The sequence below is a fragment of the Exiguobacterium sp. KRL4 genome, assembly GCF_001870785.1.
In the GTDB taxonomy this organism is placed as follows: Bacteria; Bacillota; Bacilli; order Exiguobacteriales; family Exiguobacteriaceae; genus Exiguobacterium_A.
In genome coordinates, this window is sequence record NZ_MOLV01000007.1 from 49286 (window position 1) to 70062 (window position 20777).

Annotated in this window: 9 protein-coding genes; 4 read left to right on the plus strand and 5 right to left on the minus strand. The window is 40.9% G+C overall.

The genetic code is table 11. The annotated features are described in order from the left end of the window. Positions 1-7: 7 nt before the first annotated feature. Positions 8-4678, minus strand: a complete 4671-nt coding sequence (locus BLD48_RS06285; RefSeq protein WP_071499442.1) for a DEAD/DEAH box helicase — start codon at positions 4676-4678, stop codon at positions 8-10. After that, positions 4675-7734 carry a hypothetical protein gene (locus BLD48_RS06290; RefSeq protein WP_071499443.1) on the minus strand — a complete coding sequence of 1020 codons (3060 nt, stop codon included), beginning with the start codon at positions 7732-7734 and terminating at the stop codon, positions 4675-4677. The genes BLD48_RS06285 and BLD48_RS06290 overlap by 4 nt, the downstream gene beginning before the upstream one ends. Positions 7735-8059: 325 nt before the next feature. Here BLD48_RS06290 and BLD48_RS06295 point away from each other — a divergent pair, with 325 nt between their 5' ends. Beyond that, on the plus strand, positions 8060-11473 hold the full coding sequence (locus tag BLD48_RS06295; protein ID WP_071499444.1) for an immunoglobulin-like domain-containing protein: 3414 nt from the start codon (positions 8060-8062) through the stop codon (positions 11471-11473). 82 nt (positions 11474-11555) lie between these two features. Here the strand turns inward: BLD48_RS06295 and BLD48_RS06300 are convergent, their stop codons facing one another. The 3 genes from BLD48_RS06300 to BLD48_RS06310 all read right to left on the minus strand — a co-directional run bounded on the left by BLD48_RS06300 (position 11556) and on the right by BLD48_RS06310 (position 17918). Next, the gene (locus tag BLD48_RS06300; protein WP_071499445.1) at positions 11556-15740 is read right to left on the minus strand and encodes an AAA domain-containing protein; all 4185 of its coding nucleotides are present in this window, start codon (positions 15738-15740) and stop codon (positions 11556-11558) included. Positions 15741-15911: 171 nt separating this feature from the next. Continuing rightward, positions 15912-17126 (minus strand): hypothetical protein, encoded by a 1215-nt coding sequence (locus BLD48_RS06305; protein WP_071499446.1) that lies wholly within the window; start codon positions 17124-17126, stop codon positions 15912-15914. Between the two features lie 507 nt (positions 17127-17633). Further along, a complete protein-coding gene (locus BLD48_RS06310; protein ID WP_071499447.1) occupies positions 17634-17918 on the minus strand; it encodes a hypothetical protein in 285 nt (94 codons plus the stop codon). Between the two features lie 191 nt (positions 17919-18109). Between BLD48_RS06310 and BLD48_RS06315 the strand changes: the two genes are divergently transcribed. From BLD48_RS06315 to BLD48_RS06325, 3 genes are all read left to right on the plus strand, one after another. Continuing rightward, complete coding sequence (locus BLD48_RS06315; protein WP_071499448.1) at positions 18110-19051, plus strand: LytTR family transcriptional regulator DNA-binding domain-containing protein; 942 nt, start codon at positions 18110-18112, stop codon at positions 19049-19051. A 124-nt stretch (positions 19052-19175) separates the two neighbouring features. Further along, positions 19176-20018 (plus strand): ABC transporter ATP-binding protein, encoded by an 843-nt coding sequence (locus BLD48_RS06320; protein WP_071499449.1) that lies wholly within the window; start codon positions 19176-19178, stop codon positions 20016-20018. After that, the gene (locus tag BLD48_RS06325; protein ID WP_071499450.1) at positions 20015-20722 is read left to right on the plus strand and encodes an ABC transporter permease; all 708 of its coding nucleotides are present in this window, start codon (positions 20015-20017) and stop codon (positions 20720-20722) included. Before BLD48_RS06320 ends, BLD48_RS06325 begins: the two co-directional genes overlap by 4 nt. The last annotated feature ends 55 nt before the right edge of the window (positions 20723-20777 follow it).

Below are 20777 nucleotides of genomic sequence, written 5' to 3' on the forward strand. Positions count from 1 at the left end.
AGGGTATTTACTTAAACAAGTCGATTACATATTGTCGTTTCAATTGATCGTGTAAGAACTGATTTCGATAGGAACGTAAACACGTATAACAACTCGTATCCACATCACACGTGCAGTTTTGAATACTTGTTCGAACATGATCCATGATTTCTGATAGCTTATGACTAACTGCTTGAACGAATCCAGCTCCACCTGGAACGTCATCGTAGAGAATTAAATCGTATGTGCTAGTCGATGCTTCATAATGGATGACTCCCCCTAAGTTATCCTCATTAATTTGTAGGAGGAAACTTGCAGAACGAATCAAGGCAAATAGTAAAGAATAAGATTTATCTGCATCATAAAGAGGGGGACTACTCGAAAATCGGAACGACAATCGTAAGACATCCGTTGTAAAGTGATGACCGAGTGAAACTGGTGATTGATAAACGGTCATCCGATCATGCGAACGGCAGGTTCCGCCAAAAGGAGTTTTATGACTTTTTTTTCTCTCAGCTTGTGTACCACATGTCGAACAAATCAAGTACTGTTGGCCTTTATTGTCATTGACGACAGATAGCGTTCCATAGTGGGAATAGGTATAGTCGAGTTCATAGCGATTCCCTTCCAAGTGAATAGGTTCTGGTGTCTCACGCTCTCCATACTCTGCAAAGAAAACACGCGAACCAAATGATTTTTCTGGTCGTCGCTCCGTGCTAAGAGGTTTCGCTTTCCCGTAAAAGCCGAACTTCGGAATGGCATAATATCTAACTTGAAGCAACTCTCCACATTTTTCGCAGTCCGTCTCTCGTTCATTGTTAACGCCATACTTACCTACATAACTATATTTATTGCAGTGACGACAATATGTATAGTGATGTACTGGTAATTGCTTTCCTTCAATCAACTTTACACCTGTCGATTCGATTAGCATCCCATTAGCGACTACTTTACTACCTGGTGCATATTCTGAAATTGCTAGTTTTAAATCGCGCTGTAGCCGAAGTTTTGAACGATATTTTGGATCGAGCAGTTTCATTTCGACCGTATCGATAGGAAATCCGTACTTGGGTAAAAAACCTTTTGAAGAGAGATAACCGATTAATTGCTCTTCTTTGAGTGTCGTTATCATTCTTCCGTAAGAGTCAACTCCTTTACCTTGTTCATATTGTTCTTTGGAGATTGTACTAAGACTTTTAATATCTATTTCGTACTGTGAGGAAGCAGTTCGGAAGGCTTCCTCCTGACTGTCAACGATATCAATCCAATCCCAAGTGTCGATTCCTAGATGTTTTTGAAGAGCAACTGGAACGATAGAGAAAAGTTGTTGTTTCAATAATGCCGGATGTGTTTTTAACCACTCGATGAACGCTTCGTGTCCTTTATCACCCGATTCTTCTAATCGGTAAAAGCGTTCACAATTACCATAAAAGTGTGATTGCTCTTTAAAGAATAAAGATAGCGCGGTCGCATGAATATGACGACGAATGATTTTTTCGTTATCGATTGAGAAAATAGGAGCTTTGACGTCACCAGAAATCATGCTTTTCGGATTCTCGAAATAGGTCAAATCATGCGATTTCTTTTGAGCAAATGTTAAGGCAAATGCGGCGGCAGACGAACTTCGTCCGGCGCGACCAGCACGCTGGATATAGTTACTTGTCTTCGGAGGTACGTTTCGCATGAAGACGGATTCTAGACTCCCGACATCAATCCCCATCTCGAAGGTCGTCGAACAAGAAAGAACGTTGATTTCTTTTTTGATGAATTTATTCTGATAATCTTGTCCGAGACGATTTGACAGTTGAGCCGTGTGCTCTTTAACGACCATATCGATTGGCAATAACTTCTGATACATTTCTCGATAGTCTTTACCTTGATCAAATAATTCAATGTTAGTCTTTTTTAGATGTCCTTTACAATTGCGTGTTTTACAAATCCCAGCATCATGTGAATGAACTACTTTACAAAGTGTACAGACATAAATATAGTCTGGAATGTATGCTTTGAACTGATTTGCTTGTAAAAGCCAACGTTCAGACTGATTTTTTTCGGAGTCATAATGATCAAAAACATGACGAATTGGTGAGCGAGAACCAACAAGAACTTTGTTAAATAAATCTGTAAGTCTATCTTTAATTTTTTCAGATGTATAAGGAATATTATATCTATCATAATAACGTTCGAACCATTGGAAAAAGATGTTTGTTCGTTCAGGTACAAAGTTCTTTACATATTTCTTTGGAAAGCCACCTGTTGAGACGATGCCATAAGCTTGATCTTTCGGTGCAAGTAAAACATGTTTTCGGTCTAAGTCTTTTGAAATTCCAACGATGGCTTGAACACGTAAATAATAAAAAATAGTCATTAAGAAAGACCAGGTATGTTCAGGCTTAATTTCCATCTGTTTTGAGATGATAGCTTCAAGCTGTAGTTTATATTTAGATTCTAAAGGTAAATCAAATGCAATCATTCCGAGATTCTCTAATGAAAAATCATCATCACTTAAAATAAATTCTCGGAAGAGTCGAAGTTTAATTTCTTGATCGACTGTCAAATCATCAAAAAGATGGATTGAACGTGCACCATTTAAATGAAGTACAAGATTTTTCCATTCTTCAATAGTGATAGTAGTGGTTGAACCTTTAATTGCACGTGTGAAATAAGAACGCCATAGAGTATTACGGTACGTTCTGTCTAGAAAAGGAGCAAAAAAAGCAGCATCCTGTCGAGAATCGGAAAAAATAATCAAGTTCTGAGTTTCATATGTTTCTTTGTGTTCTTCTATCACGATAGGTTCATCACTGTCGAACCAATCATCTTCGATAGCATTGTTAGCTTGTTTAGTGGATGTTATTGGATTCCCATAGACAAGTTCTTGATACAATTGGGCTGCGAGTGCTGAAGTTACACCATCTGCTCCGGTATAAAAACGACGAATCGCATCAGTACGATTAGAAGGAAGACCACATGACATACAGGACGCAGAATGTTCAGAGATATCAATCGTTGAAATCTGACGAAGAGGAACATCACATTCGCAAGGTAAATAAGTTTCAGAAGCAAACCTTGTTTTACCACAAGATGGACACCAATCCTTTTGAGAAATGGCTGCAGTCGGTTCGTCTTCTAAATCAGAAGACATCTCATCAGTCGATTGAAAACAAAACATCATGTTCAAGACTTTTCCGTTCGAGCTTTGGGGTGCGAGTAGACCGGCATGAGGAGAATGTCCAAAGCAGTGTACTTCTCCACAACGTCGACAGACACCCATCTCATAAATAGGATGACCAGATTCGGATTTATACTTTGGGAATAGATGGAGCTTTTCTTGTGGATGAAATTCAAGATAAGCACCTTCGAGAGCTCGGAAAAAAGTATGATATTTAGCTGGTAGCAGTTTTGGACGTATTTCATCCTGTACTAACGTTGAGATATCGATTAATGCAATCAGGCGTTCGATTGCTTCTTGTTGAATCAATTCGGGAAAGATTTCATCAGCTAAATCAGTCAGTAGATGGACATCACTTAGTTTTTTACGCAAGCTGTGTAGACGTCTGTCATGTGCGAGCAAATCATAAATCATTTCTTTAGGTGAACCAGAATAGTCTTTTAGGTAACCATAACGATTTAAATCAGGTGAACGATTTTCGTTATAACACGCCTGTAATTCAAGATAAACGTTCGAATCAGGAAGCTCGATTGCTGCATAGAGTTCGTCATAGTCAATTCGTTCGGACACAACAAGTTGTCCCGTTTCTAAAGAGAAGGACTGTCCAAAAAGTTTGCTGGCAAAAGACATGACTTCTCGCTTAGCTTCCTCCGATGACCCAAGCGTCGCGGAAGTTGCGATGAACTGTAAAGGCGATTCATGCTCCACTTCGGTCTTTAATCGTCGAAGCAGCATAGCGACTTCAGCGCCTGTCGCACCATCGTACGTATGTGCCTCATCCAGAACGACGAAACGCCAATCTTTCTTAAATCGTCCTGAAAAAAGGGTGTTATCTTCTGGACGCATCATCAAGTACTCCAACATTGCATAGTTCGTAATCAAGATGTGTGGTGGATTACGACGTATTTCTTCACGTGACAATCGTTCATTCGGAAGTGGATTTTTTTTATACTGTGCCTTGTAAGATTGAAGAGCGTTTATTTTCTTTTCTTCTGTTTCACCAGTAAATCGACCAAATGTGATTTCTGGCGTATCTTTTAACAGTTCACGAAGACGATCAAGTTGGTCATTAGCAAGTGCGTTCATCGGATACAGCAGAAGCGCACGGACACCGTCTGTCAGAACGTTTGCTTCGTTCTGTTCGAGAAGGTGATTGAAAATCGGTAACATGAAACTCTCTGTCTTACCAGAACCAGTACCAGTAGCGACGACGAAAGATTTATTCGTCTTAGCCAAACGAATCGCACTTTCTTGATGACGATATAAACGAAACGTATCCCCGCCAGGCAAGAAACGTGCGATATCTGGATGAACGATATTCTCTTGAATTAGCTCTGTGATTGTTTTACCAGGTTTGTAAGGGAGCGTTGCTTCTAAATAGGGACCCTTTAAAAACTGATTGTTAAGACGAAGACTTTGTTTGAACTGTTCGTGTAGGGTTTGATTATTAATCTTAAAAAATGATGTCAAGTAATCCATGTATCGATTTTGGAGACGGGCAGTGGCATTTATCGGGTGAATACTCATGTTCGTTCCTCCCAAGCGGTTACAAGATGATAGCTGTCGTGACTCAAGTCTTTAATAGATACAGCTGGAAGCTCTCTTAGCTTTTGATTGATTCGTTGTTTGGCACGTGTGTTTAGACGAGGTGAGAGTCCTAAAGCCAATAGTTTTGTTCGTAAAGTAATATAAAAGAGTGTGGGAAATTGATTCATGTTGACACTTATCGGAAACTCTCGTTCATTGATTAATTTCTGTACCTTGAGCGGAAGCTTGTCCGCCTTAATCCATTTTTTAATTTGAGAGTTTGCCCATTGGAGCTCACTCTCAATATGCAGTTTATATGAGAAGACTTCGTTCGGATCTTGATAAAAACGATCATCAAGATAAGGATTGCAGCTATCAATGATGTTGAAATCAAGAGGATGTAGAATTTCAGGGTTAAATCGTTTAAATTGCTGACGTAGTGCATGTCGGTCAGATAAATTCAGTTGAGAAAATGTCCTTAAGTGACCAAACGCCTCATCAATGAGCCTTGTCGTTTCAGTTTTTGTATAGAATGATTGTTGGTGTTTTAATGGCCATAAATAAATACTGAATGCATCGACCCAATGCTCCCATGAAACATAATTCGTATCGATTGTAGCGATTGTTAATTCTGCTAGCTTTGGAGATTCTATAATTCGTTTTAATAGGAACGGTTGGATGTCGGTGAGCTGTTGAAAATAGGCTGTTCCATACGTATTCAATTTATGGATGAAAGATGCCCAATTTGTTTCGTCTAATGAATGAACTAACAAGATTAGTTTTTCGGTGGATAACGCTCTTTGCAGTTTCGGGAAGGTGATGACATCGTCATTGTCCCCGAACCAATCTGTCTCATCCTTGATTCCATTGACGATGACGTCGTGGTCAGAAAAGGGACTCAGGCAGAGATGATTAGAATCTCGAGGTAAAATAAAGATTTCTTCATTTTCGATTAAGCTATATGGATGAAAAACTTTGAATTTAATATCATATTCAAGTCGATGTTCCAGATGGACAGTGAATGATTCATCCATGTGGAGTAAAGGATGAAGCTCATCTGTAAAATGACAAATGAATTCGGATTGATTATTAATAACGAGTGTGATGCTGCCAGACTCGAAACGTTTTAGTACATGATGGCAAATGTTAAGGGAGATGATATTCGTATAATGATTACGTTTAATCGAAATTGGTATCTGTTCAGATTTTTTTGAGTTACTAACAAATAAATAAGCATGAAGAATTTCTTGTGATGGATAAAGTCTAGTGATTCGGATTAAGATATCATCTACTTCTTCTGGCGTATATACTTTACCGATCCCATTTTTAGAGAGGATTTCATATTCGAAAAATACTTTATTGAAGTCGACACTATAAAGAGGGTGATCAGCAATTGTGAAGGTCAAAGGTGTAGATGCCTTTAAGTAATTATTCGATATATCAATATTCTGTTCTTTTGAACTAAATGTCTTTGTCGAAATACGAATTTTTTGAAGATGTCGTGATGAAAAACGAATATGATTTTGATAACGTCGATAAAAAAAATCTCGTGGGAAAAGTACGAAATTTAAATTGTAAGTATGATCCTTATATTGATCTTTTAGACGTAAGGTAACTCGTTGTAGTAAATTCCGATTAAGATTTAATTTTTGCAAATCCAAAATTAAATCTTCTCCTTGTTGCATCAAGCCGTCTGAAAACTGTTCGAAGGTAAAGATTAAATCATTGACCTGTAAGGACCAACTTAATAAATCCTGAAAACTTTCGAGATCATGGAATCGCAATTTTGGAAATTCTGCATAATGATTTTCGGCCGAGTAAAAAAGTGGTGGTGTATCTAAAGTGACTTCTACTTTTGATGTTGTGACGAATTGTTTTTTGATGAAACCCTCTTCTGATTGGAAGTAAAGTTCGGTATCACTTTGAATCGAAAAACGTTTATACTCAAAACCACCCCAATACTTATGAGAAACAGGTCGATAGGATTCGTTCGTTGAAAAATTCGATGGTTTGACGATAACCACTTCTGTTCCAGCTTCAACGTAGTTTCCTCGTAACAAATCATAGTGACTTGTCTCTAACTTTTGCTTGAAGTAATAAGGATAAGTTGATGGTAATTCGTAGACTTCTTCCTCTGAGTCAATCATCAGTGTTAGTATTTTTTGACTTGGAGAATAATCAATTTCGGTATCAACAGGGTGAAAACGAACTGAATGCTCAGTAGCTTCACGTTGACAAGGAATCGTTTGATTTCCAATCATCCAATAAGCACGACGAGCATTTTCCCGTTCAACGATAGGCAGCTTAAGACGTGGACGGTGACGCACTTCGTCCCAAAAAATAAATTGTCGCCGAGAATGTTTTTTTCGTTCTACCTGAGCAATTTTTTGAATTGCCTTTAAATTTTTATGCATATAGGGTGGAAAAGAGCTAATCGTTCGCTTTTCCATGAAAAATTCTTTTAAGCGAAAAAGAGGTTCTGGATTCCGTAAACTTTGTTCGATATAAAGGAGGATTGGTTTTTTTAATTGATCTGACCATTGCCATTCTCCGTTCATGACTTGACGAATGGCACTGGGTAACTGTCTTCGCTGTTCAATCACTTGGCTAATAAAATAATTATATATATTTTCCAAAGCATAAATTGAAGTGACACCTGAATGGATTAAAGCCGTTAGATAGTAGCGTCGATGATTATCCACAGATCGATAGATTGAGTTTCGGAGTAGAGCGATATCCATCTCTTCTTTCCAATCATTCACGAAATTGCCGTTTACTGAATAAAAATTGGCAAATAATGTCCAAAATCCTGAATCTTCTTGATCTAGCGCGATAGTCGATGTAGCAAGTAAACAAGTGAAGGGGTAATGACTCCAAAGCCTGTTTACAATACGACGGCTTGAATCATGCCATCTACTTTGAAATTGTTTATTCATCCATTTCTGAAGTGCCACGATGTCTTCACTTTTTAAAGGAAGTTCATGCGCGAACTGGAGGTCATGCTCCTGCCAGTAAGAAGACCACTCCGCCTCCTTCTGAGAAACGTGAAATTCCATGATGAAATCCTCCTTCTCAATAAACTACATAATGTATATATATTTTCTATAAATATCTAAAAAGACCTCTTTATTTTCCATCCATAATTAAAAAACTGTTCACACTTAATATACCATTATAATTTAAATAATGTAATATTAAGGTATTTTAGAATGTGGATTTTCTAAAATAATTAAGTAGTAAAAAGCATTGACCTAAAGTTAGAAAATCATTTATTGGGAATTAATTGATAAAGTAATATTGAGTTGTAAATATCTTTGCTTTTGTAATGAAATCGAATTTCTAAAAAACTAAAAATATGTAAAGAAGAAGGTAGAAAGAAAAATGATGAAAAAATGGATTTCATATTTACTTTTAATAGTTCTATTAATCGGTTCTATTCTTGTGGAGAAAGTTGAAGCAGCGGTTGATGTAACGAAGCCTATTTTTGAAAGTCTGTCGATAGATAAAAAGGACGTGAAGGTCGGGGAAGAAGTGACGATAACGGTCAAGGCGAGTGATGCCGATAGTGGGATCAAGCGCATCATGATATTTTATAAGGTGCCCCAAACTGATAAATCGGAACTCTTAAACATGAGTTACGATAGTGAGAAGAAAGTCTATGTTGCGCGTCTTATGATGACGGAAGATAAACCGTCAGGTGTGTGGAAGCCAAGCTCTTTATACATCGAGGATAACGCTGGGAATGAAGCGTGGTTTTATTCCTCGAAGGATGTATTCGATGAATCGGGCGACTTTACGTTGTCTGGCACTTCTACCGATGTAACAAAGCCCGTTTTTGAAAGTCTGTCGGTAGATAAAAAGGACGTGAAGGTCGGGGAAGAAGTGACGATAACGGTCAAGGCGAGTGATGCCGATAGTGGGATCAAGCGTATCATGATATTTTATAAAGTGCCCCAGACTGATAAGTCGGAACTCTTAAACATGAGTTACGATAGTGAGAAGAAAGTCTATGTTGCGCGTCTTATGATGACGGAAGATAAACCGTCAGGTGTTTGGAAACCAAGCTCTTTATACATCGAGGATAACGCTGGGAATGAAGCGTGGTTTTATTCCTCGAAGGGAGTATTCGATGAATCGGGCGACTTTACGTTGTCAGGCACTTCTGCCGATGTAACAAAGCCCGTTTTTGAAAGCCTATCAGTAGATAAAAAGGACGTGAAGGTCGGGGAAGAAGTGACGATAACGGTCAAGGCGAGTGATGCTGAGAGTGGGATCAAGCGCATTATGATATTTTATAAGGTGCCCCAGACTGATAAATCGGAACTCTTAAACATGAGTTACGATAGTGAGAAGAAAGTCTATGTTGCGCGTCTTATGATGACGGAAGATAAACCGTCAGGTGTGTGGAAGCCAAGCTCTTTATATATCGAGGATAACGCTGAGAATGAAGCGTGGTTTTATTCCTCGAAGGGCGCGTTTAACAATTTAGGTGAGTTCAATCTAAATGATTATCAAAACGACAAAATACCGCCTGTATTCAAGTCAATATCACTCAGCCAATCGTTTCTTGACCAAGCACAGCCCCTAGAAATAAAAGTTAGTGCAGTGGATGACACGAAAGTAAAAGGTGTCAAGGTAACATATCAACATAGTCCTTCTCAGAAGGAGAAAATCGTTATGCTCTCCCCTTCGACAGAGCTAAATGAGTACCAAACGTCTCTTCAACTGACTGAAGACTTAGATGCTGGTGAATGGAAGATAAGCTCGGTTGAAGTGGAAGACATAAACGGGAATAAAACACTTGTTACCGAAGGATTAAATAGCTATACGTTTATCGTATTCGAACGAATCAAACCGCTGGGTAAAACATTTTATACTGAAAACAAATCTTTAACTTACAAAACGATTTCTGGGGATCTTTATATTGGACCGAAAGCTATTGTGACATTAAGCGGAACTACTATTAATGGAAACATTTACGTACTCGGGGCGATGCGGGTAACTGGTGGGGTACGTGTCAACGGGACAATTTATGCTAATAGCTTTAGCTATGGCTCAGGCTCACTTTATCAAGGCGGGGTTGTCATGAGTGGGAGCAATAACGTATCGAGTATGACGGCAAGTAATGACCCCTTTAATAAAAAGTTACCATTTGAAATCTATAATGAGCCGCTCGTCGAAACAGATGGGAAAGTCACTTTTTCTGGTGCTACTGTTCCCGTTGTTGATGTAACAGTGGAAGGTGAGAAATTAAATATTAATTCCGATGGAACATTCCGTGTCAAAGACTATCCAATTGGAACAAAGCGTCAATTGAATTTTGTATTCCGAGACATTTTCGGAAATACTTGGACTAAATCGTATAATGTCTTAGATCGTTCGAAGCCTGTTGTTACGTCTTCATTATCTAGTGGAATCTATGCTGAAGGAGAAAAGATTGTCTTAAGTGCAACGAAAGGTGCAAAAATCCACTATACGACAGATGGTACGCCGCCTACGGCTTCGAGTCCGGTATTCGTTGGTTCAATTCCGGTTAAGGATGATATGCAGGTTCGATATGTTGCGATTGACGCACTGGGAATCCATTCAGATATTGGGATGCAACAATTTTATGTTTACAGTATAGAGGCTTTCTTAGAGGACGTAAGCATACTTAAAGGAAGTGGTACTCCTGGAATGAGTATCAACGTGTTGAAAGATGGAACAACAAGCATCTCGGAAACTGTAATCAATGATTCAAAGCGATTTGAATTAAAACTAGACCAACAAAAAATTGGGACACGATTAACTGTAGTTGCTGAACTAAAGGGGCTAAGAAATAAAGAATATAGTTTCATTGTCGAAGATCATACACCACCCGCAATACCAGTGGTCGATCATGTGACGAATCGTTCAACCACTGTCACAGGTCAAGCTGAACATGGTGCTATGATTACGATGCTCATCGGGGAAACGAAAGTTGAGTTTATGACAGATGCATTGGGTCGCTTCTCACATCCGGTTTCGCAACTTTCGGCAGGGACGATGATTAGTTTCCATGCAAGCGATGCTTCGAATAATCAAAGTGAAGAAGTAGAGCAGCGAGTGAGTGATGTCATCAAACCAATTCTTTCAGGTGTGACGAATCAGACGATTGCCTTGGGACAAGTCTTTAATCCACTATACAAAGTCACTGCGAATGATGAAACGGACGGTAACTTAACAAGTAAAATCAAAACGACAGGAACCGTCGATTCAAAACGATCAGGTGTGTATACGATTACCTATGCTGTCGTTGACCGTGCAGGAAATCTGACAAAAGTAAATCGTCTGATTACGGTAAGAGATACGGTTAAACCAACGATTAGTGGAGTAAGTAACGTCACTATTGGATTAAATCAAAAATTTGATGTAAGAAAAAATGTATCCGCTAAAGATAATGTAGATGGAACACTAACAAAAGCGATTAAGATTACCGGCAGTATTAATGTCAATAAAGTCGGAACCTATAATCTAACTTATAGTGTCAGTGATAAAGCAGGTAATAAAACCACAATCATCCGTAAAGTCACGGTGAAAGATTTGACGAAACCGGTACTCAGTGGTGTCGCGGCTAAAACAGTCAAATACAAAACGTCCTTTAATCCTATGGCAGGAGTAAGTGCCAAGGATAACTTGGACGGGTTATTGACGAAAAAAATTAAAGTGAGTGGAACCGTCAACACGAAAAAGAAAGGTTCTTATTATCTGACTTATCGTGTAGAAGATAAGGCAGGAAATTTAACGATGGTGAAACGTAAGATTACCGTTAAATGAATGTAGACAAAGAAAAAAACACCTTTCCAAAGTCGCTTGAGTACTCAACTCAGTCGACAGAAGAAAGGTGTTTTTGTGATTGTTACGCATACTCAATCAATGCTGGTTTAATCTCCATCTCTTCAAGGGTTGTCCATAGTGATTCCATCGCACGATCTGCGTCTTGATAGAAATGACGACCACGGACACGCCAGAAGTTCCAGCCAGCCCGCTCCAAGACTTTTTGTCGGAACATGTCTGCTTCATACACATCTGGTCCGTGCCAACGTTCACCATCACATTCGACAGCAAGTCGGTTGTGTTCCCCTTCGACGACAAGGTCGATTCGGTAGCCATTGACTTGGACTTGAGGCGTGACGAGGTATCCGCGAGCGACCAGACGACGGTAGACGGCTTCTTCGAATGGTGAGTCAAAGCGATGTTTGACGCTCTCGAAGGAAGCTTGGTCACCAAGTGGATTTTGACAATAGCCGAGCAACTTATAACGCATACAGTTGCTATTGCCGATATCGTTTAAGGAGACCGAATGGAACAGAATCATTTGATCGCGGGCCCGGCTCGCTGCGACATTAAAGCGTTGACTATCGGTTTCTTTTGTCATCGCCATGAAGCGTTTGTTCGGAGCGACGACCATTGAAAGTAGCATGACGTCGCGCTCGTCTCCCTGGAAAGTGTAGGCATCCCCAAAACGGACTTGATGTTGCATCAACGTCTCGATTCCGATTTCGGCCGTCGCAATCCGTTCAATCTGATTAGCCTGGGCGTTACCGAGTAAGGAGACGACACCAAACGTCCGATTTTGATAAAGCGGATCTTGCATCATTCGTTTCAGTTCAGCGACGATGGCACGTGCTTCCGGTAAGTTCACCTTGTCCATCGTCGTCTCGTCGACATATCCATCACGAACAAAATGATTTTTGACGGCCGGATTTAGTCGTTCAGCACGTTGAGGCAAGCGGAGCGGGACGATTGTTCCGTCATAGACGTGGGCATTGCTGAAGCCAATGATTTCCGGCACACAGCGGAAGTGTTCCCGTAAGCCGACTTTCGTACTGAACTTGACGGAGGCTAGGGAATAGAGACTACTTGTTCCATCGAATAAAGTCATCGTCGAGTCATCTCCGAAATACGTTTTCCGTTTTTCTTCGACATTGTCCCGGTTATCGAAACTCGTTGGACTGATCTGTCGGTCATCCCCGACGATGATCGCTTTTCGAGCCCGCGACAGGAGCGAAATCGCATCCATCGTACTTTGTGAACTTTCATCAAAAATGATGACGTCAAAGAGATCGCTCGCTGCCTTGAAGGATTCAAGGACACGGTTGACCGGCATAATCCAGACCGGAATCGCGTCTTGGGCCTGCATCATTTGTTTGGCGGCTTCTTTCCGGTAACGTGGTGCATGTTTACCCGTTCCTTTTCCGACTTTTCGAATCAAGGTCGCCCAACTGTTGAGCTGTTCTTGTTTCGAAGGCGTCATCCGTTTGAGCTGTTCTTTCCAAGCGAGCGTCGCACAGAGACGAGCGACGGTCTGTCCTTCTTCTTGCTCAAGACGATGGAGCTGCTCGCGTTCGTCTGCATCACTCAAAGCTTCAAGTCGACTCTTGACGTAAGCGAGGTGCCACGCATCGCGGAGTTCGAGTGCATGAAACGTCGGAGCACTGTTCGTTCGTAATGCCGTGAGCCAGTTCGGGGCAGCTTGTTCTAGAGTCTTACTGAGTGCTTGTAGGCGACTCGCTCGGTGCTCATTCGTTTCCAAGAGTCGTAGTTCTTCATAAATCGCTGTATAGCGAGTAGCATTCCAATCACGAATCGCTTGCTGCAGCTGAATGGTGATGGGGTGGGTGAGTTCTGCTACGTCGAGTAAAGATAACCAGGTTTGTTGCTGCTCATGCAGTTCATCCAAACGTTTCAGTTCAAAGAGTGCCTCTAGGGCATTGGTTTGAAGTCCAAGCCACTCTGATTCATACGTGAAGTCATGATTTTCATAACTTTCGTGTAATGGACGGAGGACTTGCGTAAAGTGTTGCATGATACTGTCAAGTTGGCGGAAAACATCCAGCGCTTTTCGGTACGTCGTTAAAGGACCAATCGGGATTTCAATGGAATGATGTTCAAAGCGATGCTTAAACGTCCGTTCGAGTTTCCGAAGTGATTCCGTATACGTCAAATGTTGCAAGAGTAACGTAACATCTGCGGCATTAGCCATCTTCTTCCCGTCAATCGTCACTTCATCTAAAAGAAGGGCGTATTTTTTTCGTTTTGTCCATTTAAAGAACATCCCATCGACCTTGTTTGCTTCAAACAGTGGCAAGAGTTCCGTTGCGAGTACAGATAAATCTTGATCCGTTGTCGGAAGAGCGAAATCATGCAACGAAACGGACCGCTCGAGCTGCTCAATCTCAAGAAGTGTTTGTTCGAACGTCAATCGATCTTGCTCGAGCTCATCGAAATCAGAAGGATGCGCCAGCCAATGACGATATAAGGCAAGCGCCCAGTATTCAAGCTTTGTATATTGCCGAACGGATTGCTGGAGCCAGTCGCGCAGTTGATGTTTGGTCTCATCAGACGCAGATTTCATCCATGCAACTGATAAAGCAGTCGGTTCGATCAGTTGGAGTGCTGTTACTTCGGCGACGAGTTCTTCGAAGGTCAGGGGTTCCGCAAACGCCGTCCGTGTTGGTCGACGACCGAGAATCTTGAGTTCGGCAAGTGCTTCTTGATCCTGCATCAATTCATACAGTTCCTGAATATCGACGGCACTCATCGGTGCTTCTTCAGACAAAAGCGGCGTCGGAATCTGTGTCAAAATCGTGGATTGACTCATCCATTTTGCCCACTTGAGTGGCGTCTTCGTTTCTTGACCAATCGTAAGACCGTCGTGTTCGATAATGGCTTGATCAAGCATCATCCGACGCGTCGACGCAATTTCGCGACGGATCGTTTCAAGATGATTCCGAATCGTTGTGGCACTTGCTTCTAGTTCTTCAGCTGACGTCTTATTCAAATAGCTTGAGATACCATGTAAAGATGTTTCCGTTTGTTTAATCGTCTTGGAATCAGCGCCTAAAACAGAGACCGCCAGTTCACGGATTTCAGCAGGCAATTTATCGCGGAGGACCGTTAAGGCATGTTCTTTTTCACTTGTGACAAGCACACGTTTCCCGTGAGCGAGAAGATGCGAAATCAAGTTGGAAATCGTGTGGCTCTTTCCGGTACCCGGTGGTCCCTGAACGACGACACCTGCGTTGTTACTTAACTGCTGAAGAATTCGTTTTTGTTCCTCATTGTAAGGAAGCGGGAATAAAATCTCTTCACCGACAGCCTGCCACTCGGTACGATCTTGTTGATCAAGGGCAGCAATTGCTACATCGTCTGAAGTAAAGAACTGTTCGAGCGCAGGCGACAACGGTAAGTCTTGCTCGATCGCTTCCGCAAGATGTTCATGCTCTTCGACCCAACTGTGATTGGATTTCGGACGCCGATAAAGGCGGACACCTGGCATAACGTAAACATCAGCTTCTTGTGCATAAGCATGGTCCGCATGTAACAGCCGAAGTACTTGTTCGCTTCGTTCTTGGAGTTGCGTTTCGTCCCAAGGGTTAAAGTCGAAGGCGTGATCTTCCTTAAAATCGAGTTCGTATTCCGAAAGCTCTGCTTTCATCCAGACACTGTCCCAGTTCAACATATCCAACTCAAGTTTCGGAAGAGTCGGTGTCGTTTCAATACGGAACACACTTTTTTCAGTATCAAACTCAATGATAGCGGGTCGGACAAAAAGTGGTCGTTGAATAGATTGTGTCGGCCAGTGCAGGTGACCGAAGGACCAAACGATTTCATGGGTATCATTATCAGTCGTCTGGAACTGATACATCCGGTACATCAAATCATAGAGTGATTGTGCCTTTTCATGCTGACGTTTTTTCTCTTTCCAGTCACGAACAGCTAATTCGTAGGTTGTCCAAAGTGACGTTAATTCTTCTGGAAGAGAAGCCTTTGGTGTAACGTCGTCATCGGTCGTCACAGTCCATTCGCTTAATTTACTCGGGAGGGCAGGACGATCGATCGTGAAGGCAGGATGAAACTTTACTTCGACAATGGTTTGCTGACTGTCATCGCTTGTTGAAGTGACGTTCGGAAAGCGCATCGTCGTCTCATCTAAAATCGTTGTATACGTTTTGGTATCGCGTTGTGTTTTTAAACCAAGCTTCTTGACGGAAGCCATGAATTGAAAAAGGTTGATTGCTTTTGAACGGGTAGTGCTCATTACTAGGTAGCTCCTTATATGTAAATTTAAAAGTTAGGAAATTAGAGGTGGTTTATTGAAAAACGAGGCACTTAATTCCTAGTTTTTAGGACAGTATTAGTATACAAGGAAACAGGATGAAGAGAATAGTAGGGAGTAGAAAAAAGACTTTCCGAATTGGTCTTCGGAAAGTCAATCTAGAGGGATAGTGATTGCATTATTGGTAGAAGAATCGACAAGATTACCTGTAGCAGGATTGGTCGGTAAACCAATCAGAAAATCAAAGGAATCGAGAGTATCTGCAGATTCTTCCATGAAAACATAGTAGCTACCTCGATCTTTCGTACCTGAGCGAAGAAGTGGAAGGTCCGTGTTTGGATCGTAGCTTCGATTTAACGTAAACTTTCCGACGGGATTATACTCATTTGTTCCATTGTTAATAAAGGTACTAGCAAAAGAATAGTAGTAGTCTTGTGAGGTATCATTTTGAACGGTCACAGATACTTTCAACACAGAGATAGGTTCGGCATCAAACATGAATTTCTTCACAAATGGTTCATAGGCAGTGACTTCGCCAACTTCAATTTGATTGATTTCATAAAAGAAGTTTGGAGCAAGTTCGATTTTTTCATTAACATTTTGAAGATTTACCGGGGTATAGGAAGCGTAATACTTTTTAGTTTGATCATAGACCTTTTCTTCTGGGGCTTCTGCTACATCATCTGAAGTTTCTTGTACAGATTCATCTTCTGGCTCTTCTATGATAGGCTCTTCGACAGGTTCTTCAGAAATTGGTTCGTTTTCAGTGTCGGCATCAGTATCGGTAGAAGCGGGAGCTGCTGTTGATTCTGAATTCGTTGTGGGAGGAGCAGATGAAATGACTTCGTACGAAAGTAAGATAAATAAAATACCAAAGGGTAATGCGTACTTCCAGATACGGGGCATTGCCTGAAAGGACTGATACTTTAATAAAAACAGTCCGCTAACAAAAATGCTAAGGATACCAAGACAGAGTACGATATAGAACATATTTTCAAAATGAAACAGAGTCGCAAATGCGGTTAGTAAGTATAGAAGAAACAAAATGGCTGCAGGAATGACAATCTGAGGTGAGAGGCGGCGTTTCGAATATTTATAGAGACAGTAAAAAATCCATAAAAACAAAGAGAAAACCGTTAAAAATAAGAGCGGCAGCAGTATGATTTCGAATTGACCGTTTTGACGATAGAGGATGTAACCATTCAGGATAGAAGTCAGAAACAAAATGCTACTTAACCAGAGTAGAAGCGTCGCGTCAGTTAATTTTTCAGGAGGTCTCTCACCTTTGACGACTTGCAGGCGATAAATGATAGCGGCAACGAGGATGGCTAAAGATATGGAGTGCAAAATCTGAACTAGGTACTGCATGCTAATCTCCTTTCTATACGGAAAACAGCGAAGAACCATTAGTAATATTTCCCCGTATTTTACTAAAAACAATCAACTTACATATATTAAATTAAAATAGGAAGGGAAATTTATATTGAATTATTTATTTTTGTAGTTTATTGAAATCTAGTTGCTAAAGTCTAATGAATCTTTTTGAGTAATGGTATTTTACAATTTTTCAGTTTACTGTTCAGCGCGGTAATAAAAAAAGAAACGGATCAATTGACCCATTCCCGATATGAAAAGAAAATTACCTAATTGGAAGAAGAAACATGTCATCTTTCATTAAGAAAGTCATTTCGCTAATGCTTTTACTTTCACAAGGAGGTCGTCAGAATAAGCTCCTTTGGAGAGGGAATTGATTAACTCCAGAAATGATGCAGCTGCTTGTTGGAAAGCGCGAATAAACTCCGCTGTCTTATAGACGACTTCATCTTGATCGATTCTCAGTGACAAGCTGTGACTCGAGTGCTTTTTGAACGTAACCTATATGGGCGTGTTGGGATAATAGAAGGTGGCATAATCTTTTTTCAGGTAGCAATCTAGGGCTTCTGTATAGTACTGCCAAAGAGGTGCAAGTTCATCTGAAGCATCCATACCTTGCATTGATCCGTTTCGGTCGTTCGAGAAAGCAATGATACCTTCTAGATTCAAAAATCCGTCTTCGAGCCAATTTTCTTTTTTGTTTACATAAGATTGAATCCGTTCACGTTCCTCAATACTGAGATGATATTGTTCATTTTCTAAAAAAATAAGAGTTTGAATGTTCAAGCAGTATCCTCCTTTTAATTAGTAAGTGCAATCAATCTTGATATGGTCCTCCTTTTTGATTATAAAAGACATTGCATGAAATAATAGGTAAAATATTCCTTGAGTCGGATTAAAGAGAGGGTGGATACCTGTATATGTCCAAGGATATAGATTTGAAAACTTCTGCAACAGTGAATCGCCTTGAAGTCTGCATGGGCGAGTCTAAGTCCATTCAGACAAGTCGAGAAGAACAGGAACAGATTTTAGAGCGTCTTCAATCGCGAGAAAAACGGACGGGTTATCAGGAAATTCAGATTGATTTCCCGGGGAATCAATCATTGAATCTATCGGATATCGGATTTTGTTTTTTAGCGCTCGATTCCTATCCGCGACTAACGGTACAAGAGCAGTTGAAATTTTTTAAGCAACTCTATCAGAGTGAGAATTCGATTGAGGAGTTGCTTGAACGGCTCCATTTGACGGAACGTGCCCGGACAAAAGGAAAAGATTTAACCTACTCGGAACAAAAACGACTTGTACTTGGTCGTCTCCTATTACAAAATCCGAGTGTTTTCGTAATGGAAGAGCCGATTCAAAATGTCGATTGGCAGACCAAACAATTGATCCTTCGCTTCGTACAAGAAGCAGAACAAGAAGGGAAATCGATAATTCTTCTGACGGAAAGTTTAGAGAATGCGATGTTACTGTCACGGTCTGTGTACCAATGGCGAAACGGAAAACTGCAGTTTGTGGAATCAGAAACTACAGTTGAATCAGAGGAAGAAACAGCCGTTCCAACCGATATCTCTCCGGGACAACAGACACTTCGAAAAATTGCGACGAAAGTCGATAAAAATATCGTATTACTGGATATAGCGGAGCTAGATTATTTGGAGAGTGTTGCTGGCACGGTTCAAGTGAATAGCGATCACAAGCAGTATCCAGGTCTGTATACCTTGCAAGAATATGAGCAACGGTTGCAAGCCTATCCTTTCTTTCGGTGTCATCGCTCTTACTTGGTTAATCTCGAAAAAGTAGCAGAAGTGATGATGTGGACACGAAACAGTTATAGTCTGCTGTTGAAAAATGGCAAGGAAGTACCGTTATCGAAAAACCGGGTTGCCCTCTTAAAAGAGATATTGGGTCTTCAATGACGTTCCGTTAAGTGGTTGCCAGACGCCTGTCGACGGATCGGATGCTCCTGTCAGCTACTTTTTAAGGTATTCACGTTCTCTAGGTTCTATGCTGAGCGTAGAACAGATGAAGGGAGTTTATAGGATGCCGATTATTGAAGTGGATCAGATTACGAAAGAGTTTTCAGGTCAGGTTGCCTTAAACAAGATTAGTTTTTCGATACAGCAAGGGGAAGTGTTTGGGTTAGTTGGACCGAGTGGAGCTGGCAAGACAACATTACTTCAATTACTGACAGGGCAAGTCAAAGCCGACACAGGTCAGGCCAAAGTGCTCGGACATACGACGAATCGGTTGCGGGGAGAACAGTTACAAGAAATCGGAATCATGACAGACAATAGCGGTCTGTATGATCGTTTAAGTATTTACGATAATCTTAAGCTCTATTGCCGGTTATATGGTTGTTCTTTAAAACGGATCGAAGAAGTTCTCATGATTGTCCATCTCGGTGCAGAACAAAAGAAGAAAGTGCAGCATTTATCGAAAGGGATGCGCCAACGCGTGTTGTTGGCTCGGGCCTTGTTACATGAACCTTTGCTTCTTTTTTTAGATGAACCGACATCGGCTCTTGATCCGATGAATACCTACTATATTCATCAAGGATTACGCACGTTAAATCAAAAGGGAACGACTATTTTTTTGACTACACACGATATGCGGGAAGCAGAGGCGCTCTGTCACCGGGTAGCATTTTTACATGAAGGGAAGTTGCCGTTAATGGGTTCACCAACTGAGTTACGTGAACGGTTTTCTGACGCAACCGTAACAGTACGTTTGACAGGGAGGGAACCAATGATTTTGCAAAATGGACCGGAGGATGCCAAAAAGATGTATGACTACTTTTGTTCAAATCAAATCGTTACGATTCATTCAAACGAACCGACACTGGACGAAATCTTTATTCATGTCACGGGGAGGGGACTCGTATGAATCTGTCCATCCAGCGAACACTTGCGATCTTTTTGAAGGATGTCAAAGATGTGACTCGGAATCTCTTTGTCACGACCACATTATTGGTTCCGATTCTGTTAGCCATTGCCTACCGAAATCTTGGTGACATCACACTTGAGATTCATTACACCGTGATCAATCTGACGTTTTCTTCTGTCACAGCGTTTGTTCAGTGCACACTGATTGCAGAAGAAAAAGAAAAAAATACGTTACGGACACTCATGTTGTCGCCTGCGACTACAAGTGAAATCTTACTCGGGAAAAGTCTTTTGAGTTTGTTGATCACACTCATAACAATTCTGCTGTGCATTCAAATTACAGGATACGTTCCGGAACACGTTGGACTGTTTGCTCTTGCGATAATTGGATCCTGTTTGTTTTATCTCGCACTCGGAACAGTACTTGGTTTAATCACAAAATCAGTCATGGAAGCATCGGTTGTTGTCCTCCCGATCATGTTTTTATTTGGTTTTGGTACGATGCTTGAGACATTGGCATCAAATAACACCTATTTGAAGCTGCTTGAATATCTACCGAACTTACAACTGTTACGATTCGCTGAGCTTTTGGAACAACAAAAGTTCACATCACTCGGACTGCCACTTTTAGTGATCGGAATCTGGAGTATACTAGGTGCTTTGCTGGCCGTGATGGTCTATCGGAAACAACTGAATAGTCGATAAAATGAAGTCGAGTAATTAATCAAGTCCTCTTCATTCTCAGGTGTATCTATCAAAG